At 69.8% G+C, this 25607-nt stretch carries 11 protein-coding genes (1 of these 11 running past the window's edge); 6 read left to right on the plus strand and 5 right to left on the minus strand.

The genetic code is table 11. From position 1 onward, the window contains the following. On the plus strand, positions 1–13738 hold the 3' end of the coding sequence (locus ACH4U7_RS02010) for an SDR family NAD(P)-dependent oxidoreductase (RefSeq protein WP_398526442.1). Its footprint begins 16133 nt before the window's first position; the window shows 13738 of its 29871 coding nt (coding positions 16134–29871); its start codon lies off the left edge, out of view; it ends in the stop codon at positions 13736–13738. 61 nt (positions 13739–13799) lie between these two features. Here ACH4U7_RS02010 and ACH4U7_RS02015 read toward each other — a convergent pair whose 3' ends face one another. From ACH4U7_RS02015 to ACH4U7_RS02030, 4 genes are all read right to left on the minus strand, one after another. Further along, complete coding sequence (locus ACH4U7_RS02015) at positions 13800–14936, minus strand: mandelate racemase/muconate lactonizing enzyme family protein (RefSeq protein ID WP_358644783.1); 1137 nt, start codon at positions 14934–14936, stop codon at positions 13800–13802. Next, positions 14933–15895, minus strand: coding sequence for a dihydrodipicolinate synthase family protein (locus ACH4U7_RS02020; protein WP_398526085.1), 963 nt, complete (start codon positions 15893–15895; stop codon positions 14933–14935). Before ACH4U7_RS02020 ends, ACH4U7_RS02015 begins: the two co-directional genes overlap by 4 nt. Further along, the gene (locus ACH4U7_RS02025; protein WP_398526086.1) at positions 15892–17193 is read right to left on the minus strand and encodes an MFS transporter; all 1302 of its coding nucleotides are present in this window, start codon (positions 17191–17193) and stop codon (positions 15892–15894) included. Before ACH4U7_RS02025 ends, ACH4U7_RS02020 begins: the two co-directional genes overlap by 4 nt. A 444-nt stretch (positions 17194–17637) precedes the next feature. Next, complete coding sequence (locus ACH4U7_RS02030; protein WP_398526087.1) at positions 17638–18813, minus strand: DUF2235 domain-containing protein; 1176 nt, start codon at positions 18811–18813, stop codon at positions 17638–17640. Between the two features lie 422 nt (positions 18814–19235). Between ACH4U7_RS02030 and ACH4U7_RS02035 the strand changes: the two genes are divergently transcribed. Genes ACH4U7_RS02035 through ACH4U7_RS02050 form a run of 4 tightly spaced genes read left to right on the plus strand, consistent with a single transcriptional unit; the run spans position 19236 to position 23523 of the window. Beyond that, positions 19236–20351 (plus strand): ABC transporter substrate-binding protein, encoded by a 1116-nt coding sequence (locus ACH4U7_RS02035; protein ID WP_398526088.1) that lies wholly within the window; start codon positions 19236–19238, stop codon positions 20349–20351. A gap of 39 nt (positions 20352–20390) precedes the next feature. Continuing rightward, a complete protein-coding gene (locus ACH4U7_RS02040; protein WP_398526089.1) occupies positions 20391–21233 on the plus strand; it encodes an ABC transporter ATP-binding protein in 843 nt (280 codons plus the stop codon). A gap of 8 nt (positions 21234–21241) precedes the next feature. After that, positions 21242–22021, plus strand: a complete 780-nt coding sequence (locus ACH4U7_RS02045) for an ABC transporter permease (protein WP_358644795.1) — start codon at positions 21242–21244, stop codon at positions 22019–22021. Beyond that, positions 22018–23523, plus strand: a complete 1506-nt coding sequence (locus ACH4U7_RS02050) for a dihydroorotase family protein (protein ID WP_398526090.1) — start codon at positions 22018–22020, stop codon at positions 23521–23523. The genes ACH4U7_RS02045 and ACH4U7_RS02050 overlap by 4 nt, the downstream gene beginning before the upstream one ends. A 92-nt stretch (positions 23524–23615) precedes the next feature. On the opposite strand, the gene ACH4U7_RS02055 is transcribed toward ACH4U7_RS02050, so the two are convergent. Next, entirely contained in the window at positions 23616–24848 is a 1233-nt protein-coding gene (locus tag ACH4U7_RS02055) for a right-handed parallel beta-helix repeat-containing protein (protein ID WP_398526091.1), read from the minus strand. 310 nt (positions 24849–25158) lie between these two features. Between ACH4U7_RS02055 and ACH4U7_RS02060 the strand changes: the two genes are divergently transcribed. Further along, positions 25159–25596 carry a Fur family transcriptional regulator gene (locus tag ACH4U7_RS02060; protein ID WP_014174569.1) on the plus strand — a complete coding sequence of 146 codons (438 nt, stop codon included), beginning with the start codon at positions 25159–25161 and terminating at the stop codon, positions 25594–25596. Positions 25597–25607: the final 11 nt, after the last annotated feature.

The following is a 25607-nucleotide window of genomic DNA, read 5'->3' on the forward strand; positions in this document are numbered from 1 at the left end:
GGTCGAGCATGTGCGGGCCACAGTGCGGTTCTCCGACGCCATAGCGGCGTTGGGAGACGCCGGGGTACGCAGGTTCGTCGAGGTCGGGCCGGACGCGTCGCTGTTGGCCCTGGCGGCCGAAACGGCCTCGGACGGCGCGGTGCTGGTGCCGGTGTTGCGCAAGGACCGGGGGGAGGAGCACGCGGTCACCGCCGCGCTGGCGCAGCTGTACGTCGATGGCATGGAGGCCGACTGGGCAGCCCTGTTCCCGGGTGCCCGTCGGGTGGATCTGCCCACCTACGCCTTCCAGCGCGGGTGGTTCTGGCCGCGTACCGAACCATCGGTCGAAGATGCTGTGGCGTTCGGCCTCACCTCGGCGGAGCATCCGCTGCTCAACGGTGCCGTGGAGCTCGCGGGTTCCGAAGGGCGGCTGTTCACCGGGCGGCTGTCGCTTCCGCTGCGGTCGCATGCGTGGCTGGCCGATCACAGGGTGTCGGGGCGTGTGCTGGTGCCGGGTACCGCGCTGTTGGAGTTGGCGGTCCGGGCGGGCGATGAGGTCGGTTGCGACCGGGTGGAGGAGCTTACGCTGGCGGCGCCGCTCACGCTGCCGGAGCAGGGCGCCGTGCAGGTGCAACTGGTTGTCGGGGATCCGGACGAGGCGGGCCGTCGCCCGGTCAGCGTGTACTCCCGGCCTGAGGGCCGGTCGGAGGAGTGGGTGCTGCACGCCGACGGGGTGCTGGCGATGGCCGGGCGCGGCGACCAAGTGGGCGGCTGGCCGGTGTGGCCGCCGGAGGGTGCCGAACTGGTGGATCTGACCGGCTGCTATGAGCGGTTCGCCGAGCTCGGTTTCGACTACGGGCCGCTCTTCCAGGGCCTGCGGTCGGCGTGGCGGCGCGGCACCGACGTATTCGCCGAGGTGGCGATGCCGGACAGTCCCGAGGCGGACGCCGCTGCTTTCGGGCTGCATCCGGCGCTGCTCGACGCCGCGCTGCACGCGGCCTCCTGGGCGGGGACCGAGGTCCGGCCCGGTGTGCTGCCCTTCTCGTGGTCGGGAGTGTCTCTGTACGGGGCCGGAGCGTCGGCGCTACGGGTGCGGCTGTCGTCGGCCGGGCCGGACACCTTGTCCCTGGAGGCCACCGATCCCTCGGGGCGGCCCGTGCTCTCCGTGGAGTCGCTTGCCCTGCGCGCGATGTCGGCCGAGCTGACCGACCACACCGGTGGCGCCGTGGCGGATTCGCTCTTCCATCTGGACTGGACGCCGGTGCGCGCGTCGACGGTGCCCCCGGCCTCCGTGGCCGTCGTCGGGCCCGATGACGGTGGACTCGTCGAGGGGCTGCGGACGACGGGGCCGGCCGTTGTCGGCTGCGAAGACCTCGCCGCCCTCGCGGCAGGCGAGGACCCACCGCCCGCCGTGGTGCTGATGCCCGTGTCGGGGCCCGAGGGCGATGTGGTGGGCGCCACGTATGAGGTGACGTCCCGGATCCTGGGCGTGCTGCAGACGTGGCTGTCCGACGAGCGGTGGACGCGGTCCCGTCTGGTGTTCATGACGCGTGGCGCGACCACGGGAGAGGATCTTGCGGCCGCGTCCGTATGGGGCCTGGTCCGCGTGGCGCAGTCGGAGCACCCGGACCGGTTCGCCCTGCTGGACCTCGACGGGGGGCAGCCGTCCGCCGCGGCGGTGGCCGAGGCCCTTGGGTCGGACGAGCCGCAGACGGCCGTCCGGGACGGTGCCGTCCTGGCGGGCAGGCTGCTCCGTACCCCTGCCGTCCGTACCCCCGCTGTCCGTACCTCCGCCGCTGGTGAGGAGACGGCCGGGGCGGAGTGGGATCCTGAGGCCACCGTGTTGATCACGGGGGGCACGGGTGGACTGGGCGGTGTGCTGGCCCGCCACCTGGTGGTCGAGCACGGTGTCCGGCATCTGCTGTTGGCCAGCCGCAGTGGCGGCGCGGCGAGCGGGGCGGCCGAACTTGTCACGGAACTGACGGGTCATGGTGCCCATGTGCGCGCGGTGGCGTGTGATGTGGCGGATCGCGATGCGGTGGCGGCCCTGCTGGCGGACGTACCGGCGGACCGCCCGGTGCGGGCCGTGGTGCATACGGCGGGTGTCCTCGACGACGGTGTACTGGAGGCGCTGACGCCGGAACGGCTGGCCAAGGTGGCGCGGCCCAAGGTCGACGCGGCGTGGGCGCTGCACGAGGCGACGCGTGAACTGGACCTGACGGCCTTCGTGACGTTCTCCTCGGTGGCGGGTACGTTCGGCTCGGCAGGCCAGGGGAACTATGCGGCGGCGAACGCGTTCCTGGACGCACTGGCCGAACATCGACGTACGGCCGGGCTTCCGGCGGTGTCGCTGGCGTGGGGCCCATGGTCCCGGGCAGGTGGAATGACCAGCGGCTTGACCGACGCGGACGTGGAACGCATGACGCGCGCGGCTACGCCGCCGTTGTCCGTCGAGGAGGGTGTCGCGCTGTTCGACGCGGCGCTGGCGACGGGTGAGGCCGCCGTCGTACCGGTCCGGCTCGACCTGCCCGCGCTGCGCGCACGTGGAGAGATTCCGCCGCTGCTGCGCTCTCTGATCCGCACCCGCACCCGCCGGCATACGCTGCCGAGCTCGGGCGAGGCGGCCACCCTCGTCGAACGCCTCAGCGGCCTGACCGGCACCGACCGTCGTGAGGCGCTGGTCGACCTGGTGCGTGGCCAGGTGGCGCTGGTGCTCGGGCATACGGGCTCCGGCGAGGTCGGGGTCTCCCGCTCCTTCCAGGATCTGGGGTTCGACTCGCTGACGGCGGTGGAGCTGCGCAATCGGCTGAACACCGCCACGGGGCTCCGGCTGCCCGCCACCCTCGTCTTCGACTACCCGACGGTGGTCGCGCTCTCCGACCATCTGCACCGCGAGCTGTTCGGGGTGCGGACCGAGGGATCGGCCCCGGACCAGGCCCGCGACGAGGCGCTGCCGATCGTGTCCGACGACCCGGTGGTGGTCGTGGGGATGGCCTGCCGCTATCCGGGTGGGGTGCGTTCCCCGGAGGACCTGTGGCGTCTGGTGGCCGGCGGTCAGGACGCCATCACGGGCTTTCCGAGCGACCGGGGCTGGGATCTGGAGGCGCTGTACGACCCGGACCCTGACCACTTCGGTACCTCCTACACCCGTGAAGGCGGGTTCTTGCAGGATGCGGCGGAGTTTGACGCGGCGTTCTTCGGGTTGAGTCCGCGTGAGGCGTTGGCGACGGATGCGCAGCAGCGGTTGTTGTTGGAGACGTCGTGGGAGGCGTTTGAGCAGGCGGGGATTGATCCGGTGTCGCTGCGGGGCAGCCGGACGGGTGTGTTCGCGGGGGTGATGTACAACGACTACGGGACTCTGTTGCACGGCTCCGAGTTCGAGGGCTATCAGGCCAACGGCAGTGCGGGCAGCGTGGTGTCGGGGCGGGTGTCGTACACGCTGGGGCTCGAGGGGCCCGCGGTGACGGTCGACACGGCGTGTTCGTCCTCGTTGGTGTCGATGCATTTGGCGGCGCAGGCGTTGCGGGCGGGGGAGTGTTCGCTGGCGTTGGCGGGTGGTGTGACGGTGATGTCGACGCCTGTGGCGTTTGTGGAGTTTTCGCGGCAGCGGGGGTTGTCGCCGGATGGGCGGTGCAAGGCGTTTTCGGAGTCGGCTGATGGTGTGGGCTGGTCCGAGGGCGTGGGCGTGGTGGTGCTGGAGCGGCTGTCGGACGCCCGCCGTAATGGTCACGAGGTGTTGGCGGTGGTGCGTGGTTCCGCGGTCAACCAGGACGGCGCGTCGAATGGTCTGACGGCGCCGAATGGTCCGTCGCAGCAGCGGGTGATTCGTCAGGCGTTGGCGAGTGGGGGGCTGTCGGCTTCGGATGTGGATGTGGTGGAGGCGCATGGCACGGGGACGAGGCTGGGTGATCCGATCGAGGCGCAGGCGTTGTTGGCGACGTACGGTCAGGATCGGAAGGCGGACCGTCCGCTGTTGCTGGGGTCGGTGAAGTCGAACATCGGTCATACGCAGGCCGCGGCGGGTGTGGCTGGTGTGATCAAGATGGTGATGGCGATGCGGCACGGTCTCTTGCCGCGGACCTTGCATATCGACACGCCCTCGTCCGAGGTGGACTGGGAAGACGGCGCGGTCGAGCTGCTCACCCGGGCGGTCGAGTGGCCTGGCACCGGGCAGCCGCGGCGCGCCGGCGTCTCGTCCTTCGGGATCAGTGGCACGAACGCCCACCTCATCGTCGAGCAGCCGGGTCTCTCCGACCCTGTCGACGGCGGGCTTGAGGAGTCTTCGGACGGCGTCGGTGTGGTGCCGTGGGTGGTATCGGGTGCGTCGTCGGCGGCTCTGCGTGCCCAGGCGGGGCGGCTGCTGTCGCATATGGGGACTGGTGGTGGGCCGGGGCTGCGGGATGTGGGTTTCTCACTGGCTGCGGGTCGGTCGGCGTTTGAGCATCGGGCGGTGGTGCTGGGCGAGGACCTGGAGAGTGTGGCGCGGGGCGTGGCGGCACTGGCCGCGGGTGAGGCTGATGGGGGTGTGGTCGAGGGTTCGGTGAGCGACCAGGGCAGGATGGCGTTCCTGTTTACCGGGCAGGGTGCTCAGCGGTTGGGGATGGGGCGTGAGTTGTATGGGCGGTTCCCGGTGTTCGCGGGGGCGTGGGATGAGGTGGTGGCGGGGCTGGATCCGCTGTTGGGCGTGGCGTTGCGGGATGTCGTGTGGGGTGAGGACGAGGGGTTGCTGAATCGGACGGAGTTCGCTCAGCCTGCCCTGTTCGCGGTTGAGGTGGCGTTGTTCCGGCTGGTGGAGTCCTGGGGGATCGTCCCTGACTATCTGGTGGGGCATTCGGTCGGTGAGATTGCGGCGGCGCATGTGGCGGGGGTGTTGTCGCTGGCGGATGCGTGTGCGCTGGTGGTGGCGCGGGGTCGGTTGATGCAGGGGTTGCCCTCGGGTGGGGCGATGGTGGCGGTGCGGGCGGCTGAGGACGAGGTGGTGCCGCTGCTGTCCGGTGAGGTGTCGATCGCGGCGGTCAACGGTCCTGGTTCGGTGGTGGTGTCCGGGGCGGAGCGGGAGGTGTTGGAGCTTGCGGAGCGGTTTGCGGTGCTGGGGCGGAAGACGAGCCGGTTGCGGGTGTCGCATGCGTTCCACTCCCCGCTGATGGACCCGATGCTGGACGAGTTCCGCACCGTGGCCGAAGGCATCTCCTACCGGCCCCCGGCCATTCCGGTGGTGTCCAATGTGACGGGCGGCCTCGCTACGGAGGAGCAGCTGTGCTCCGCCGACTACTGGGTGGCCCACGTCCGTCAGGCCGTACGGTTCGCGGACGGGGTACGGACCCTGGCCGACGACGGCGTCACGGTCTTCGTGGAGCTGGGGCCCGACGGGGTGCTCTCCGCCCTGGCGCAGGAGTCTGCGCCGGAGGAGGCAGCGCTGGTGCCGGTACTGCGCAAGGGCCAGGGGGAGGAACGGTCGGCCCTCACCGCCCTGGCCCGGCTCCACGTACGAGGAGTGGAGGTGGACTGGTCTCCGCTGTTCGCGGGCGCCCGGAGGGTGGCCCTTCCCACCTATGCCTTCCAGCACGAGCGGTTCTGGCCGACGGGTACGGCGAGCCGGGCCGGCGATGTACGCGCGGCCGGCCTTGGCGCGGCCGACCATCCGCTCCTGGGTGCCGCCGTCGAGCTCGCGGGTGCCGGAGGACATCTGTTCACGAGCCTTCTCTCGGTGCGGTCCCACCCGTGGCTGGCGGATCACCGGGTGATGGGGCGGCTGGTGGTGCCGGGTACGGCGCTGGTGGAGCTGGCGCTCCGCGCGGGTGACCAGGTCGGTTGCGACCGGGTGGACGAGCTCACCCTGGCGGCACCGCTCGTGCTTCCCGAACAGGGCTCCGTACAGCTGCAGCTGACCGTGGGCGAACCGGATGAGACGGGCAGCCGCCCGGTGAGTGTGCACTCGCGGCCCGAGAGCGCGGAGGACACACCGTGGTTGCGGCACGCCACCGGCACCCTCACCGCCGCCGCGTCGCCGTCCTCCGCTGAACTCGGCGACGCGACGCCGCATGCGAGGGTGTGGCCGCCGACCGGGGCGGCGCCGCTGGACCTGGACGGCTTCTACGAACGCCGGGCGGCCGAGGGCTTCGGCTACGGCCCGGTGTTCCAGGGCCTGCGGGCCGCGTGGCGGTTGGGCGACGAACTGTTCGCCGAGGTGGACCTGCCGGAGCGGATGGAAGCAGACGCGGCGGCCTTCGGCCTGCACCCCGCACTTCTCGACGCCGCTCTGCACGTGGCCGTGCTGGACGAATCGGACTCGGACTCCGACACGGACACGAGTGCCGTGCCGTTCTCCTGGTCGGGGGTCTCGCTGCGGGCCGTGGGCGCCTCCTCGGTACGGGTGAGGTTGTCACGTCGCGCGGACGGCGCCTTGTCGATCGCGCTCGCCGATCCGGCCGGTGTCCCGGTGGCCACGGTGGACTCCCTGGTGGTGGCCGAGCTCCCGGCCGAGCACGGGAACGGCGGTGACGGTGTCCCGGACGTCGTGCGTACCTCCATGTTCCGCCTGGACTGGGTGGCGACACCCGCGGCGGCCCCCCTCGGCGAACGGCTGGCGGTCGTGGGCCCGGACCCGCTGGGCCTGGTCGCGCTCATAGAGGAGGGCGGCGCGACGGCGGAAACGCACGCCGATCTCGCTTCGCTGGCGGCCGCATCGGAGGCCGCGGCACCGGGCATCGTGCTGGTGCCCGTGGTCGGCGGCGACTCCGGATCGCCGATGGTGGAGTCCGTACGGACCACCACGACCAGCGTGCTGGAGCAGCTCAGGACCTGGCTGGCGGAGGAGCGGTGGGCGGACTCCCGGCTGGTGTTCGTCACGCGTGGCGCGACGGCCGCCGACGACCTCGCCGCCGCCCCGGTGTGGGGTCTGGTGCGCTCGGCCCAGACCGAACACCCCGGCCGGTTCGGTCTGATCGACCTCGACCTCGACCTCGCCCCGCAGTCCTGCCTCACCGCTGACCGCGCCCTCGACGGCGTGAGGACACCGGGATCGCTGCTGCTGGAAGCCCTCGCCTCCGCGGAGCCGCAAGTGGCGCTGCGCGACGGCGCGATCCGGGCGGCCCGGCTCATCCGCGTCCCCGCATCCGACGGGACCTCGCCCGCATGGGACAGCGAGGGCACCGTGCTCATCACCGGAGGCACGGGAGGACTGGGCCGGCTGGTGGCCCGCCATCTGGTGACCGAGTTCGGCGTGCGCCATCTGGTGCTGCTCAGCCGTAGTGGCCCGGCCGCCGAAGGCGTCGAGGACCTCGTCGCCGAGCTGACGGCTCATGGCGCGGATGTCACCGTGGCAGCGTGCGATATCGCCGACCGCGACGGGCTCGCCGAGGTGTTGGCCGGGGTGCCCGAGGCGCATCCGCTGCGCGGAGTAGTCCATACGGCAGGTGTGCTCGACGACGGCGTGGTGGAGGCGCTGTCGCCGGAGCGGATGGCGAACGTACTGCGGCCGAAGGTGGACGCGGCCTGGCATCTGCATGAGCTGACCCTGGACATGGATCTCTCCGTCTTCGCCCTCTTCTCCTCGGCGGCGGGCGTGTTCGGCGGAGCCGGCCAGGCCAACTACGCGGCGGGCAACGCCTTCCTGGACGCGCTGGCCGAGCATCGACGCACGGCCGGTCTGCCGGCCGTATCGCTGGCCTGGGGCCCGTGGGAGCCGGCGGGCGGGATGACCAGTGCACTGAGCGAGGCCGACCTGAGGCGGATGGCGCGCTCGGGTATGCAGGCGTTGTCGGCGGAACAGGGGGTGGCGCTGTTCGACTCCGCCCTGGCGAGCGGCGAGGCCGCCGTCGTACCCGTCCGGCTCGACCTGCCCGCGCTGCGCACCCAGGACGAGATCCCCTGGCTGTTGCGCGGACTGGTCCGGGCCAAGGCCCGCCGCGCAGCCGTCGCGGGCTCGGGGGCAGCCGCCTCGCTCATCCGACGGCTGAGCACGCCGGCCCATCGGGGGGAACGGCGTGACGCCCTACTGAGCCTGGTACGCGGCCAGGTGGCGCTCGTACTCGGGCACGCCGGAGCCGAGTCCGTCGAACCCTCCCGGTCGTTCCAGGACCTCGGGTTCGACTCGCTGACGGCGGTGGAGCTGCGCAACCGGCTGAACACCGCCACGGGGCTGCGGCTGCCCGCGACCCTCGTCTTCGACTACCCCAGACCCACCACCCTCGCCGACTACCTCATCGACGAGCTGTTCGGAGTCGAAACCGAGATGTCGGCGCCGACGCACACCCTCCCCGCCACATCCGACGACCCGGTGGTGGTCGTGGGGATGGCCTGCCGCTACCCGGGTGGGGTGCGCACTCCCGAGGACCTGTGGCAGGTGGTCTTCGAGGGAACCGACGTGGTCTCGGGCTTCCCGACCGACCGGGGCTGGGATCTGGAGGCGCTGTACGACCCGGACCCGGACCACCTCGGCACCTCCTACACCCGTGAAGGCGGGTTCCTGCGTGATGTGGGGGAGTTTGACGCGGCGTTCTTCGGGATGAGTCCGCGTGAGGCGTTGGCGACGGATGCGCAGCAGCGGCTGCTGTTGGAGACGTCGTGGGAGGCGTTTGAGCGGGCCGGGATCGATCCGGTGTCGCTGCGGGGCAGCCGGACCGGTGTGTTCGCCGGGGTGATGTACAACGACTACGCCGATCTGCTCGGCGGGGGTGAGTTCGAGGGCTATCAGGGGAACGGCAGCGCCGCGAGCATGGCCTCGGGCCGGGTGTCCTACACCTTGGGGTTCGAAGGCCCGGCGGTCACGGTCGACACGGCGTGTTCGTCGTCGCTCGTGTCGATGCATTTGGCGGCGCAGGCGTTGCGGGCGGGGGAGTGTTCGCTGGCGTTGGCGGGTGGTGTGACGGTGATGTCGACGCCTGTGGCGTTTGTGGAGTTCTCGCGGCAGCGGGGGTTGTCGCCGGATGGGCGGTGCAAGGCGTTTTCGGAGTCGGCTGATGGTGTGGGCTGGTCCGAGGGCGTGGGTCTGCTGGTGTTGGAGCGGCTGTCCGATGCGCGCCGCAATGGGCACGAAGTGCTTGCCGTCTTGCGGGGTTCGGCGATCAATCAGGACGGCGCGTCGAATGGTCTGACGGCGCCGAATGGTCCGTCGCAGCAGCGGGTGATTCGTCAGGCGTTGGCGAGTGGGGGGCTGTCGGCTTCGGATGTGGATGTGGTGGAGGCGCATGGCACGGGGACGAGGCTGGGTGATCCGATCGAGGCGCAGGCGTTGTTGGCGACGTACGGTCAGGATCGGAAGGCGGACCGTCCGCTGTTGCTGGGGTCGGTGAAGTCGAACATCGGTCATACGCAGGCCGCGGCGGGTGTGGCTGGTGTGATCAAGATGGTGATGGCGATGCGGCACGGTGTGCTTCCCGGCACGCTGCACGTGGACGCGCCGTCGTCGCATGTGGACTGGGAAGCGGGCGCGGTCGAGCTGCTGACCGGGCCGGCGGAGTGGCCGCCGACGGACCGGGTGCGCCGGGCGGGTGTGTCCTCCTTCGGGATCAGCGGCACGAACGTCCACCTGATCGTGGAACAGCCGGAACCTTCTGACGCGGTCGGTGGCGCGCCTGAGGAGGAGTCGGAGAGTAGCGGGCTGGTGCCGTGGGTGGTGTCGGGCGCGTCACCGACGGCTCTGCGTGGTCAGGCGGGGCGGCTCCTGTCGCATATGCGAGCGGGCGGAGAGCTGGGGCTGCGGGACGTGGGCTTCTCACTGGCTACGGGCCGGTCGGCGTTTGAGCATCGGGCGGTGGTGCTGGGCGAGGACCTGGAGGGCGTGGCACGGGGCGTGGCGGCACTGGCCGCGGACGAGTCGAATGCGGACGTGATCAAGGGTTCGGCGATCGGTGAGGGCAGGATGGCGTTCCTGTTCGCGGGGCAGGGTGCTCAGCGGTTGGGGATGGGGCGTGAGTTGTATGGGCGGTTCCCGGTGTTCGCGGGGGCGTGGGATGAGGTGGTGGCGGGGCTGGATCCGCTGTTGGGCGTGGCGTTGCGGGATGTCGTGTGGGGTGAGGACGAGGGGTTGCTGAATCGGACGGAGTTCGCTCAGCCTGCTCTGTTCGCGGTTGAGGTGGCGTTGTTCCGGCTGGTGGAGTCCTGGGGGATCGTCCCCGACTATCTGGTGGGGCATTCGGTCGGTGAGATTGCGGCGGCGCATGTGGCGGGGGTGTTGTCGCTGGCGGACGCGTGTGCGCTGGTGGTGGCGCGGGGTCGGTTGATGCAGGGGCTGCCCTCGGGTGGGGCGATGGTGGCGGTGCGGGCGGCTGAGGACGAGGTGGTGCCGCTGCTGTCCGGTGACGTGTCGATCGCGGCGGTCAACGGTCCTGGTTCGGTGGTGGTGTCCGGGGCTGAGGAGACAGTGCTGGAGATCGCGGAGCGGTTTGCGGCGCAGGGGAGGAAGACAAGCCGGCTGCGGGTGTCGCATGCGTTCCACTCCCCGCTGATGAACCCGATGCTCGACGAGTTCCGTACTCTGGTCGAAGGGCTGTCCTACCAGCCACCGGCCATTCCGGTGGTGTCCACACTGACGGGCGGGCCCGCCAAGGGCACAGATCTGTGCTCGGCCGACTACTGGGTCGAGCATGTGCGGGCGACCGTACGGTTCTCCGATGCCGTGGCGGTGTTGGGCGACGCCGGGGTGCGCAGGTTCCTCGAGGTCGGGCCGGACGGGGCGCTGTCGGCGCTGGCAGCCGAAAGCCTTGCCGACGAGCCCCTGCTGGTGCCGGTGCTGCGCAAGGACCGAGGCGAGGAGCGGTCCGCGCTGACGGCCATGGCGCGGATGTTCGCGAACGGTGCGGAAGTGCGCTGGGCAGCCCTGTTCCCGGGTGCCCGCCGAGTACCACTCCCCACCTATGCCTTCCAGCACGAGCGGTTCTGGCCGACGGGTACGGTGAGCCGTGCCGGCGATGTGCGCGCGGCGGGGCTGGGGGACGCCCATCACCCGCTGCTGGGAGCGTCCGTCGAACTGGCCGACAGCCAGCGGGCGTTGTTCACCAGCCGTCTCTCCGTGGGATCCCATGCGTGGCTGGCAGACCACGTCGTGATGGGCCGGGTGGTGGTGCCGGGTACGGCGCTGCTGGAGCTGACACTCCGGGCCGCGGACGAGGTCGGCTGCGACCGGGTGGAGGAGTTGACGCTGGCGGCGCCGCTCGTCCTGCCCGAACAGGGTGCCGTACAGCTGCAACTCGCCGTCCACGAGGCCGATGACTCCGGCCGTCGTCCCGTCAGTGTCCACTCCCGGCCGGACGGCATGGCGCGGGAGTGGACCCTGCACGCCAGTGGTGTGCTGGCGGAGGGCGAGCGGACAGCGACCGCGAAACCGCTGGCGGTGTGGCCGCCGGAGAGCGCCGAGCACATCGATGTGAGCGATTGCTATGACCGCTTCGCGGACATCGGCTTCGACTACGGGCCGCTGTTCCAGGGGCTGCGGGCCGCCTGGCGGCGCGGCGATGAACTCTTCGCCGAGGTCGCCCTCCCGGAACGGGGCGAGGCCGACGCCGCGGCATACGGACTCCACCCCGCGCTGCTCGACGCCGTCCTGCACACCGCCCTCCTCGCCGGGCTCGACAAAGCGGACGGGGGTGGCGGCGACGACGGGGCGGCCGGTACGGGTGCCATGGCGAGTCTGCCGTTCAGCTGGGAGGGCGTCGCCCTGCACGCCTCCGGCGCGTCGGCGCTCCGTGTCCGGCTGTCCCCGGCGGGCGACAACGCCATGTCGATCACACTGGCCGACACGGCCGGTGGCCCGGTCGGCTCCATCGATTCGCTCGTCGTACGGTCGGTGTCCGCCGACCAACTCGGCGCCGCGGACACGAGTGATACGGACGCGCTGTTCCAGGTGGACTGGACGCCGGTCTCGCCGTTGCCGCCCGCCGTCGACGCCCCGGACGCCGCCACCGCCGTGGTGCTGGGCTCCGAGCGGTCCTGGCTGACCGAGGCGCTGCGGGCCGCCGGGAGGCCCGTGGAGGCGTGTGCTGACATCGCCGGGGTGACATCGCCGCCGACGGGAGCCGACGTACCAGACGTCGTGCTGGTTCCGGTCGGGGACGGCACTCCCAAGGACCCGGTCATCCCCGAAGACCCGGTGCGCTCCGCGCACCAGGCGGCGACCTGGGCCCTGCACCTCGCCCAATCGTGGCTTGCGGACGAGGGCGCGGCCGCCTCGCGCCTTGTGTTCGTCACGCGTGGCGCGACGACGGGCGAGGACCTGGCCGCCGCGTCCGTATGGGGCCTGGTCCGCTCGGCGCAGACCGAGCACCCCGGCCGGTTCGGCCTGGTGAACCTCGACAACACGGATGCCTCCGTGGCCGCGCTGCGACAGGCCGTCGCCTCGGGCGAGCCGCAGTCGGATCTCCGCGCCGGCGCGATCACCGTCCCGCGGCTGGTGCGTGCGTCCACCGCCGCGGCGGATCCGGACACGTCGGCCGTGATGTGGGATCCCGAGGGGACGGTCCTGGTCACCGGCGGTACGGGTGGGCTGGGGCGTGAGGTGGCGCGCCATCTGGTGACGGAGCACGGTGTCCGCAACCTGATCCTGGCCAGCCGCAGCGGCCCGGACGCCGACGGAGTCGGCGAACTCGTCGCGGAACTCGCCCGGCACGGTGCGGACGCACAAGCCGTGGCATGCGATGTCGCGGACCGCGACGCCGTGGCGGACCTGCTGGCGGGGGTGGCGCCGGACCGTCCGGTGCGAGCGGTGGTGCATACGGCGGGGGTGCTGGACGACGGTGTGCTGGAGTCGCTGTCGCCGGAGCGCGTGGCCGCCGTGCTGCGGCCGAAGGCCGACGCGGCATGGGCGCTGCACGAGGCGACGCGTGAGCTGGACCTGACGGCGTTTGTCCTCTTCTCCTCGGTGGCCGGTGTGTTCGGCGCCGCCGGTCAGGCCAACTACGCGGCGGGCAACGCGTTCCTGGACGCGCTGGCCGTGCATCGGCGTACGGCCGGTCTGCCCGCGGTGTCGCTCGTATGGGGGCCGTGGACGCAGACCGAAGGGATGACCAGCACGCTGACCGAGGCGGACCTGGCGCGGCTCGCGCGGTCGGGTATGCCTCCGCTGTCGATCGAGGAAGGGCTGACGCTGTTTGACGTGGCCTTGGCGACCGGGGCGGCGGCCGTCGTTCCGGTCCGGCTGGACCTGCCCGCCTGGCGCGCCCAGGGCGAGGTCCCCGCTCTGCTGCGTGGCCTGATCAGGACGAGGACCCGGCGAGCGGCCGGAGCCGGCGTGGAAACCCGGGCCTCGCTGGCCGACCGGCTCGCCGGTCTCAGCGATGCCGAAAGGGCGGAAGCCGTCCGCGAACTGGTCAGTGCGCAGGCAGCCGATGTGCTGGGCCACGTGGGGGCCGACGCCATCGAGCCGACCCGCGAGTTCAAGACCCTGGGCTTCGACTCGCTCACCGCGATCGAACTGCGCAACCGCCTCAACGCCGCCACCGGGCTCCGGCTGCCCGCCACCTTGATCTTCGACTACCCGACACCGGAGGCACTGGCCGACCACATACGCACGCAACTGCTCCCGGAGGACGCGGGGCCGATGTCCATCCTGGCCGAGCTGGACCGTCTGGAGCTCGCCTTCGCGCAGGTGTCGGTCGATCCGGAGCTGCGCGAGCGCGTGGCGGGGCGCCTGGAGGTGCTGCGCAGCCGATGGGGGGCCCTGCAAGGGGACCCGGACCAGAAGGCCGACCACGAGTTCGACTTCGACGCCGCGACCGACAGCGAGGTCTTCGAGATGCTGGACAACGAGCTCGGGCTGTCCTGAGCCCGTGCCGCTCGACGGGTCGTGCGCGAGCCGAAACGCTCGCGCACGACCCGGCAATCATTCACATCCACGCTGTCGAGCCGTCAGGGCGTACCGGCACCTTCCTTTTCCAGCCGACCCAGTCGTCGGTCTTGAGCGCGGCCTCGTCGATCTCGACGCCCCAGCCGGGGCGGTCCGGGCGCAGCTCGAGGTATCCATCGACGGGGAGGTAGGGGTCGGGGCACCACGACACGTCGTCGGGCTTGTACTCGAGGATGTCGAAGTTGGTCGTCGCGGCCGCGAAGTGCACGTTCGCCGCGGTGGCGAGCGGACCGAGCGGGTTGTGCGGGGCGACCGGGACGTAGTGTGCGTCGGCGACGGTGGCTATCTTGACCATTTGGGTGAGGCCCCCGACGACGCAGATGTCCGGTTGCACGATGTCGGCTCCGCCCGCGCTGAGCAGCGCCAGGAACTCATGGGGGGTGTAGAGACACTCCCCGGTCGCCAGTGGCACGGCGATTTCGGACCGGATCCTTCCCCAGGCGGGGATGTGCTCGGGCCGCACGGGCTCCTCGAGGAAGAGCGGCTGGTTGGGGGCGAGCGCGGCGCCGATGTCGACCGCCTGCCGTGGCTCCCACAGACACGCGTGCGCGTCGAACGCGAAGTCCCACTCCGCGGGGTGGCTGTTGCGGACCTCGCCGAAGTACTCGCCCAGCTCGCGGACGATGAGTCCGAACCGGGTCCGGTGCGGCTCCGTCCGGTAGGGGCTCAGCTTGAACGCCGTGAAGCCGAATTGATCGTGCAACGCCGCAGTGGTGTCCGCCAGTTCCTCGACGTCCGGCGCGGAGTACAGGCCGGCGTAGACACGCACCCGGTCGCGTACGGCGCCGCCGAGCAGCTGGTAGACCGGCACACCCAGGGCCTTGGCCGCGATGTCCCACAGCGCGTGGTCGATGGCGGCGATGGCGGCAAGGCCCAGCGCCCCTTGAGGGAAGCGGCTGGACTGAAGGAGGAACTGGTTGACGCGGCTCGGGGACTGGGCGTCCATGCCCTTGATTTGGTCGAACAGGTAGTCGAGCAGGGGCGGATAGGCCAGGTCCGGGCCATGGTTGTACACCTCCGACCACCCGTCGATGCCGTCCTCCGTGCTGATCTTGACCAGCACCCGGGGGCGGTCGCCCACCCGCTGCCGGAATGTCTCCAGCGATTCGATCCTCATACCGCACGCCCCCCGGCCGCCTCGGCTACTCCGGTCGCCTCGGGCACTGCGGAGCGCCACGGCGCCATGGACTCGGTGACCTCGCGGGCGAGTGCCTCCGACAGCGGGTGGCTGGGCGGACGGACGTCGCGTCGGCACAGACCAAGCTGGTGCATGGCCTCCTTCACCACCGACACATTGTTGGCCGAGGCATCGCGGGCCCGCAGCTCTTCGAAGTGGCGGATCCGTACCCAGACCCGTCCGGCGGCACCGTAGTCACCCTGCCGGAGCGCCGTGAGCAGTTCCAGGGACACGGCCGGAGCGAGGTTGACCAGGCCGGAGGTGAAGGCCCGTGCCCCCGCCTGCCAGTAGGCCGGGGCGTACGACTCCGCCAGGCCGGCGATCCACAGCAGTCCCTCCGCCGCCTGGGCCTTGGTGGTGGCGAACACCACCGGATCGGGAGCGGAGTACTTCAGCCCGACCACGTTCGGCGCCCGTTCCACCAGGCGGGTTACGTGGGCGCCGGTGATGGCGCGATGGGTGAGGTAGGGCAACACCCCGATATCGGGTACAGCTGCCGCGACCCTCGCGTTGTACTCGACCCAGCCGTCCGCCGCCAGGTAGGGCAGGACGGGCTGATGAACCATGATGGCGTCCGCTCCCGAGTCGCGGGCGAAGCGTGCGTCGGCGATGGCCGAATCCAGGTCGAACCCTACTCCGGCGATGATGGTCGTGGCGCTCTCGCGGGCCGAGAGGACGCAGGTCAGAACCTGTCGGCGTTCGTCCGGGGAGAGGGCGTAGAACTCACCGGTGTTGCCATTGGGCGTCAGCGCGGTCACGCCGTTGCGGATCAGGCGGTCCGTCAGCGCTGCGGTCAGATCCTGGTCGACCGCACCGTCCTCGTCGTACGGAACGACGGGGATGCCGACCACGGTGGAGAGTCGGTCGACCAGGCGGGCGACATTCAGCGAGGTGTTCACGAGGTGGTCCTTTCGCGGTCTTCTGCGGGCTCCACAGGAAGGTCATCCTGAAGGGCGACGGGCTTGACACGCACCCAGAACAGATAGATCGCCGCGCTGACCAGACAGCTCGCCGCCGCGCCGAGCAGGGGGCCCACATAGGACCCGTTGCTCGAGGCCAGGAACAGTCCGATGGCGATGGGGCTGAGCAGGTTGCCCACCTGGGAGCCGAAGTTCTGGAAGCCGGCCACTGCGCCGACACACTCCGAGGAGCGCGCCACTTCCGCGGGCAGGCTCAGGATCGCGGCGCCCGCGAACGAGTGCGCGGCGCTGCTGACCGTGAGCACGACCATCAACATCAGATTGCTCTCGATGAACGGGGCGAAGCCGATACAGGCGCTCAGGCCGAGCCCGGAGACGATCGGCACCTTCCGGGCCAGGTTCGGGGAGCGTCCGGACGCCAGCATCCGGTCGGACACGATGCCGCCGAGCACGGTGGAGCCGATCGCGATGAGGGACGGGATCCAGCCCACCATGCCGAAATCCGCCTCGGAGAATCCGCGATCGTCGAGCAGATAGCTGGGGTACCAGGTGAGGAAGAACGCTCCGGCGAGCGAGCGGAACACATAGCCGACCGTCAGTGCCCACACCTGAGAGTCGCCCAGCAGCTCCCGCCACGGCACATCGGCATCGCCCGACTCCCCGGCGGCCGTGGCAGCCTGATCGGACCGAATGTGCGCCAGTTCGGCCGCGGAAACGCGAGGATGCTCCTCGGGGTCGCGGTAGACGGCCGCCCAGCCCACCAGCCACAGCAGCCCGGCGACACCGATCACGACGAATGCCAGGCGCCAGCCGCCGAAGAGTGTCAGTGCCGTCACCACCGGGATCGACAGGGTCGTGCCGATCTGCTGGCCCATGTCGAACAGGCTTGACGCGAAGGCCCGTTCCCTGCGCGGAAACCACCGCGAGACGACCTTGATGTTCGCGGGCTGCACCGGTGCCTCACCGATACCCAGGCCGAGGCGGAACACAATGACCGAACCGATGCCGCGTGCGAAGGCCATCAGCGCCGTCCAGATCGACCACCAGCCGACCGCGATGGGATAGATGACCCTCGGGCCGAAACGGTCGAGCAGCCACCCGGAGGGAATCTGGAACAGCGCGTACGTCCAGAAGAACGCCGAAAGCAAGACGCCCTGCATGGCAGAGCTGATGTGGAACTCCTTCGACATATGCGGCATCGCCACGCTCAGTGCGGCGCGATCGAGATAGGCGATGGTGAGGCCGAGCGCCGAGAAACCGACGATCGTCCAGCGCATGCTGCTGCGCTGCCGAGAAGGTGATCTCCCGGTTTTGGACAAGGGCACGCTGAAAAGGGGCACCATAGCTCCCGGAGTTGGGTAGGCTCCCCTGATAGGGAGCATTGGAACTCTCTGTCGCGGCCCGGGATCTTGGCGGTGAACGGGCCGCATCTCTCTTTCTCAGTGAATGAGCGGCGTCAGCGAATGAGCGGCTGCTTCTGTTTTCTGATCGCGCGTACCTGAGGCAACCCGCAAACGGACATACGGATCATAGGCCTCCAATCTCTGCAAAGCTGGCCTCGTATATGACGTACGATGCGCGACGCGATGAAGGTAGGAGTGCCCCAAGAGATTCGTCAACGCTTTTGACAAAATTCCGTCCTTGACGGGTCGTCGGACGGGGCAAGGCGGGGCTCACGGTGCCGTACGGATACTGACCTGCGTGTTCTGCTCCGGGTGCGACTACTCGCCCCGTGGCCGCTCGCCCAGGGTCGGCGCTGCCTGTGGTGTCGACTCGAGGTGCACCGACTCGAGGCGCACGTTCTCCGGCTGGGCGAGGTACTTGACGAGCCGTGGCGGCCGGTAGCCGGGGTCCCCGTCGTAGCGCTCCTTCGCGGTCGTAGCCAGGTACTCACAGCCGTCGGCCCGTCCGGCCCTGTGAGCGGCCTCGCCGATGGGCCGATCCAGGGGCTTGACCAAGCGGTAAAGACCCGTCCGGGAGGGGTGTGGAGGGGCCATCGGATCGGGTTCGACCCTGAAGTCGACGCTCTCGCCAGGAGATATCCGGCTGGGACCGTCAGGGCTGATTGCTCCGGGTTGGAACTCCAGTCCGTATTCCCGCGCCCGGTCGACCATCCACAGCAAAGCGATGTCCGACAGGGATGCCTCGGCGTATCCGCCGCCGATGTCGCAGTGGACGCCGGTGAACCACACCTGCTTCAGCTCCTGCCCCTCGGCTCCCGGCTGCTGATGCCAGAGTGTCGGCTCGAACGCCGATCGCCGCTCGTCGATGGCCAGCGCGTGGAATGCGCCGTCGACCCGGGTGCTGAGCTTGGTGTCGTGGAACTCCCAGCGATGGTTCAACCGCCTTATGACGGGCTTGAGCCAGCGGGGTCCGAGAGCCGGGACACCGAGGGCACCGACGGTGTCCCACACCCCGATGAAACGGATCCGCGGGTCGTACGAGTACGCCCGGCGGAACAGGCTGGCCGCGACACCGCTCGGCCTGTCGGCCGAGCTGCGGTACAGGGCCCAGGCCTCGTCGATCCGGTGGGAGTTCTCCCGGCGCAGGATGCCGCAGTTGCGGACCATGCCGGCGACACTGCGGGCGGTGAACGCACCCCTGCTGAACCCGAAGAAGTACAGGACGTCGCCGGGTTCGTAGTTGTCGACGAGGAAACGATAGGCATCCAGCACATTGCGGGACAGCCCGACACCGAACGCGCCGCCGCGCAGGCGGTCCCACCGGCTGGTCCCCACGCCACGGTGGTAGTAGACGCACTGCCGGTGCCCGGCCGCGTCCTGGGAAGCCGCGGCCAGGGCGAGCTTGGTGACGTTGGTCGGGCAGGGCTGCCTGCCTTCGACCTGATCGGCGGTGTTCCACGTGCCGTCGCAGCACACGATGAGACTTTTGGGCATGACAGCCCTCCTCCCGTTTCGTCGGAGGACCTGAGGCAACAATTACCGCCCTGCCCTGGTGGGGCTGAAGTCGGGATATTCGATTCCGGCCATCCGAATCACCAAGTCTAAGGTCGCGCACACGGGTTGTCGGCAGGCGCGCGCCCCACCCGCGGCTCAACGGAGCCAGCCCCGTATCCGCCCAAAACCATCCACGGGAATGCCGCCCGCGACAACCAGCCATCTTCCGCACCCTGTTCACCTCCGACATCCTGGAGGTCTGCCCCCGAGTCGGGCCGAGTCCTGGTTGTCCTGATGAGCGATTCGTCGACCGCTACGTCCCCGGAAACGAGACACGCCGCTCCCTCTCAGAACGGGCGCTGCCAATGGGTGTTCGCAAAACCGATACCGCTTGCTCCACCGGATCGAGAGAGGTGCCGAACATGAGACATTCCCTGCGGCTCGGCGTCACTGCCGCCACCCTTGCCGCCCTCGCGGTGCTTTCCGCCTGCGGAGGCGGCGCCTCTTCGTCTTCCAACAGCGCCTCAGGCGCCGAGGCCTCGCTCGACCTCGCCGTCGCCTCGGCCGTGATCGCGCCCAAGGAAGAGGTCGCCACCTATGCGGTGGGCGACGCCGAGGGCTACTTGTCCGAGGAGAAGCTCAGCGTCGACGTGATCAACACCGACGGCTCGGTGGCCGCGATCCAGGCCGTCGCCTCGGGCAGTGCCGACATCACGGCGGCCGACGCGGGAGCCATCCTCGCCGCGCGGGAGAAGGGCATCCCGGTCAAGGCCATCGGTGGCCTGGTGCAGAACTGGCCGTGGCGCATGGCGGTCCAGCCGGACAGCGAGATCAAGACCCCTGCCGACCTCAAGGGCAAGGAGATCGGCGTCATCAGCCTCGCCTCCGGCTCGCCCATCTACGCCCGTGCGTACGCGAGCGACGCCGGTCTGGACGCGGCCAAGGACATCGAGCTGCTGCCGGTCGGAGTGGGCGCGCAGGCCCTGTCCGCCCTGGAGGGCGGCAAGGTCGATGCGCTCGCGCTGTACACACAGGCGTACACCACGATCGAGAACACCGGAACCGAGCTTCGCTACCTGGACAACTCCGACGCCTTCGAGGGGATTCGCTCGCTGACCTTCGCGGTGACCGAGAAGACCTTGAAGGAGAAGAAGGACGTGCTGACGCGCTATCTGCGCGCCATGTACAAGGCGCTGCTCTTCTCCGCCGTCAACTCCGAGGCCGCCATGCGTGACGGCTACCAGGCCTTCCCGCAACTGCTGACCGGTAAGAAGGCCGACGACCGTATCGCCGACGACAGCAGGACGCTCAACGCGTGGATCAAGACCGCGATCCCCGCCACCGGTGAGCGCGAGAGCTTCAAGAACTGGGGCGCGATCAGCGACGCGGAGTGGAACAAGACGATCGCCTACACCAAGACGTCCGGCCAGATCACCAAGGACGTCGATCTCTCGGAGCTGTGGGACGACAGCCTGCTGGGCGGCGCGAACGACTTCGACTCCGCGGCTGTGATCGAGAAGGCGAAGGCTGCCAAGTAGCGACCGGCGCGCCACCAGCAGGAAGGTAGGGAGACCGCTATGGCCATGAGGACTGCGGGTCGCCGTCGACGCCGCCTGAACGCGCTTCCCCCGCCCGATGTGGACGAAGGCCGCTGGATCGAAGTCGACGGACTGCACAAGAGCTACCAGCCGCGCAGATCGGAGCCGACCCAGGCGCTCTCGGACATCGCCTTCACCGTCCGGCGCGGCGAGTTCATCTCGGTCGTCGGCCCCTCGGGGTGCGGCAAGACCACGATGCTGAAGATCCTCGCCGGGCTCATTCCCAGGAGCGAGGGGGCGGTCCGTGTCGCGGGCCGCGACGTGGCGGGGCCGCTTCCCGAGGTGGGCATGGTCTTCCAGGCGGCCACCCTGCTGCCCTGGCGCACCGTTCTGCAGAACGTGATGGTGCCCGTGGAGGTACGGAAGCTCGACGCCCGGGTGTACCGGGAGCGGGCCGAGCGGTTGCTCGCGATGGTCGGCCTCGACGGCTACGAGGGCAAGTACCCCCATGAGCTGAGCGGCGGGATGCAGCAGCGCGCCGGGATCTGCCGGGCCCTGGTGCATGACCCGGCCGTGTTGCTGATGGACGAGCCCTTCGGCGCGCTCGACGCCATGACCCGTGAGTACATGAACGTCGAGCTGCTGCGGATCTGGCGGGAGAGCGGCCAGACCATCGTGTGCGTCACCCACTCCATCCCCGAGGCGGTCTTCCTCTCCGACCGGGTGGTGGTCCTCAGCCCCCGCCCGGGCCGTATCGCCGAGATCGTCGACATCGAGCTGGAACGCCCGCGTGTGCTCGGCGTCATGGCCTCGGACCGGGCCGGGGTCTATGTCGAGCGGATCCGCAAGCACTTCAACGCCATCGGAGTGATCGACTCATGAGGCCCCGCGTGGACTTGAGGGAGCGGCCCGAGCTGCTGCTCGTTCCCGCCGTGTTCGTAATCGCCATGCTCGTGTGGGAGTTCGCGGTCCCCGCCTTCGGGGTCGACGACTACCTGCTGCCGCGCCCCTCCCAGATCTTCGACGCCCTGCGGACACAACTGGCCGACCCGTTGTTCTGGCGACATCTGAAAGTCACGGTGCTGGAGTCGCTGTACGGCTTCCTCCTCGCCGCGGGCGCGGCGCTGGTGCTGGGCACAGCGATCTCGCAGATGCGGCTGATCGAGCGCACCTTCATGCCGTACATCGTGGCCTTCCAGACGGTGCCCAAGGCGGCCCTCGCGCCGCTGTTCGTCGTGTGGTTCGGCTTCGGAATGACGAGCAAGGTCGTCATGGCGGCGGTCATCGCGTTCTTCCCGATGCTGGTCAACGTGGTCGAGGGGTTGCGCTCGGCCGATGCCGACCGGGTCCAGATGCTCACGGTGTTCGGCGCCGGCAGGTTCGAGGTCTTCACGATGGTGCGACTGCCGAGCGCGCTCCCCTTCATCTTCGCCGGTCTCGAGATCGGGGTCGTCTTCTCGATCCTCGGCGCTGTCGTCGGCGAGTTCATCGGGGCGAAGGAGGGCCTGGGATACCTGCTGCTGCAGACCAACTACAACTTCGACATCGCCGGGATGTTCGCCGTGCTGGTCGTGCTCTCCGTACTGGGACTGATCGCTCACTTCATCATCCGTCTTGCCCAGAGGCGCCTTGTCTTCTGGACGCAGGAGAGCCGGGTGATCGGGGCATGAGCGAGGTGACCGAGTACGACCTGGTGGTGAAGAACGCCCGTGTCGTCACCCACGACCACGATGACGCCCGGCCCGCGGACATCGCCGTCAGCCGTGGGCGGATCGCCGCCGTGGCCCCCGGCATCGCCGCGTCAGGGTCCCGGCGGGTGGCCCGGCGGGTGGTCGACGCCGGCGGCAAGCTGGCGTTCCCCGGTGTCGTCGACGCCCACCAGCACTGGGGGATCTACCACCCGCCGGCCGAGGACGCGGCCAGCGAGAGCCGCGCGAGTGCGCAGGGCGGGGTCACCAGCGCCCTGACCTACATTCGGACGGGCCGGTACTACCTCAACAGGGGCGGTGCGTACACCGACTTCTTCCCCGAGGTGCTGGGCGCCGTCGCGGGACGTGCCCATGTCGACTACGGCTTTCACCTGGCGCCGATCTCGCGGGCCCACATCGATGAGATCCCCGATCTGATCGAGCGGTTCGGCGTCACCTCGTTCAAGGTCTTCATGTTCTACGGCAGCCATGGCCTGCACGGCAGGTCCGCCGATCAGAATGCGTTCCTGATGATCCCCGAGGACGAGCGGTACGACTACGCGCACTTCGAGTTCGTCATGCGCGGGGTACAGGCCGCACGCGAGCGATTCCCCGACCTCGCCGAACAGATCTCGCTGTCCCTGCACTGCGAGACCGCCGAGATCATGACCGCGTACACCAAGCTGGTCGAGGAGGCGGGCGAGCTGACCGGGCTCGCCGCCTACAGCGCCTCCCGGCCGCAGCACTCCGAGGGGCTCGCGGTCTCCATCGCCTCCTACCTGGCCCACGAGACCCGGCTGCCGACGATCAACCTGCTGCACCTGTCCTCCCGCAAGGCGGTCGACGCGGCCGTACGGATGAGCCGGGCCTTCCCGCACATCGACTTCCGCCGTGAGGTCACCATCGGGCACCTGCTCGCCGACATCACCACCGCACACGGCCTCGGAGGCAAGGTCAACCCGCCGCTGCGGCCCCGGGAGGACGTCGAGGCGCTGTGGGAGTACGTGCTCGACGGCACCGTCGACTGGGTCGTCAGCGACCACGCGTGCTGCCGCGAGGAGCTGAAGTTCGGCGAGCCCAAGGACGATGTCTTCCTCGCCAAGGCGGGATTCGGCGGAACCGAGTACCTCCTGCCCGGCCTGATCACCGAGGGGACGAAGCGCGGCCTGCCCCTGGGCCGAATCGCAGCGCTGACCTCCTGGAACCCGGCCCGGCGCTACGGGCTGGGCACCAAGGGCACCATCGCACCCGGCTTCGACGCCGACATCGCCCTGGTCGACCCGGACCGCACCTGGACCGTGCGCGCGGCGGAGTCGGAGTCGACGCAGGAATACACCCCGTTCGAGGGGTTCGAGCTGACCGCCCGGGTCACCGACACCTTCCTGAGGGGCAACCACATCCTGCGGGCGGGCCGGATCGTCGGCGAGCCCGTCGGCGCCTACCTGCACCGCCCGACGGGCGACGCCCGGCCCGCGATGCCCTGACCGGCGGTGCCCGTGCCGCGCCACCCGGCGCCCGCCAGCCAACGCCCGCCACCCGGCTCCGGCGAGCCGGGTGGCGGGGAGGCACCTGGCCGCTATCCGCCGAAGGACACGGAGAGCTTCCCGTCCGAGGCGAAGGACCACTTCAGCGCGCCGCTGTACGACGAGCACCGAGAGCCGTTCGTGCCGGACCAGAACTGGTTCGAGGCGTCGGCATCGCCGATGGTGCGGTCCTTCGTCCCGCTGCCACTGCGGCACGACACATTGTCCCGGAACACCGAAGTGCCCCCGTCGAAGGAGAAGTTGCGCTCGGCGTTGTCGATGCCGATGTTGCTCGACACCGACATATGACCCGGGTTGCTGTTGTAGGTGAAACCGTGCTTGCCGTTGCGGTAGGCGATGCTGCGCCGGACGACGTGGTCGACGGCGATGTCCGAGCCGCCGAGTTTGAAGCCGTTGCGGTCACCCTTCGAGGCCTGGGAGCCGTCCGTGAGGGTGCCGTTGTTCAGGGCGAGGGAGTCCTCGATGGTCACCGGGCCGATGGCGCCGGTGTCCGTCTTGGTGTAGAGGTCCCAACCGTCATCGATGTTGTTGTGCGACACGTCGTACCGGAAGACGTTCCCGGAGCCGACCGTGAGCTTCGCGGCGAAGCCGTCGGCGTCCTCGCCGTCGGAGTCGGCGTTGTCATGTGACTCCGAGCTCACGATGAGGTTGTTCGCCGGCCACTGGTCGCGGGGGGTACTGGAGGCGATACGGGAGATCTGGAGCCCCGTGTCACGGTTGAAGCGCGTCACCGTGCGTTCTATGACGTTGTTGCTGCCACCGACGAAGATCCCGTTGTCGCCGGCGCGCTCGACGGTGATGTTGGAGACGCGCCAGAACGACCCGTTGACGGCGAGCCCGCGGTTTGCCGGGTCCTCGCTCATGGCCGAGAAGTTCAGCACCGGCTTCTCGCCGGGGTAGGCGGACAGCTTCTTGGGAGCGCTCGAGGTGCCGTCGTTGCCCGGTGCGATGGTGACCGTCTGCGAGAGGTTGTAGGCCCCGCCGCGCATATAGATGGTGCCACCGGGGGTGATGCGGGTGATCGCCGAGGCGAGCGTCGTCGGAGAGGACTCCGTGCCGGGCGCGCTGGCGCTGCCGTTCGCCGACACGTACAGATCGCCTGCGGCGAGGGGCGCGGCATATGAGACGGATGGCGGGATCGCGAGCAGACCCGCCGTCGCGAACACCGCCACCGCCGCGGCGGCGAGGGCACCGCGTGTGCGGCGTACGTCGGTGGCCGCGGGGGCCTTCTGCTGGGAGGCAGGGAAAATCCGGGTGTGCTTCATGGCGCTGGGACCTCCTGTTGTGGGGGGCTGCCGTGGGGGCGGCACGCAGCTCATGAGAGCGGTTACTGATCGCTGCCTGTCCTAGGAGGGGCAGTTTGAGCGCTTCTTTACAGGTGATGGCCATCACGCACAGGGCAAATTAGCAAGCGCTTGCCAACGCGTCAACGCCATCTGCGCCGCACCTTCCAGGCCGCCACTCGCACCGCATGTCACGCCACAACAAGGCAAACGTTGGCTGACCCGCGCCACCACTAAACTTGAATCATTCGTTTTCCTGTACAGGTCGTGTTTGTGGAGGTAGGTTGGCGTCATGACCGCATCCCAGAGCCCGGCCCCCGCCGAGGAGCTGCGCGGTGCCGGCCTGCGAGTGACGGCCGCCCGTGTCGCGCTGCTCGAAACCGTCCGCTACGGCGACCACCTCGATGTCGAGGCGATCGCCTCCCGAGTGCGCGATCGCGTGGGTCACATCTCCCTGCAAGCTGTGTATGACGCCCTTCACGCGCTCACCGCGGCCGGGCTCATACGCCGGATCGAGCCGGCGGGCAGCCCGGCTCGGTTCGAGGGACGTGTCGGGGACAACCACCACCACGTCGTATGCCGGTCGTGCGGTGCCGTCGCCGACGTCGACTGCGCGGTCGGCGAGATCCCCTGTCTGACCGCGTCCGACGACCACGGCTTCTCGATCGAGGAGGCCGAGGTCATCTACTGGGGCCTGTGCCCCGACTGTTCCACCGCCCGCAGTTCTTGAGCACCATGATC

Source organism: Streptomyces sp. NPDC020845 (assembly GCF_044334165.1).
Classification (GTDB): domain Bacteria; phylum Actinomycetota; class Actinomycetes; order Streptomycetales; family Streptomycetaceae; genus Streptomyces.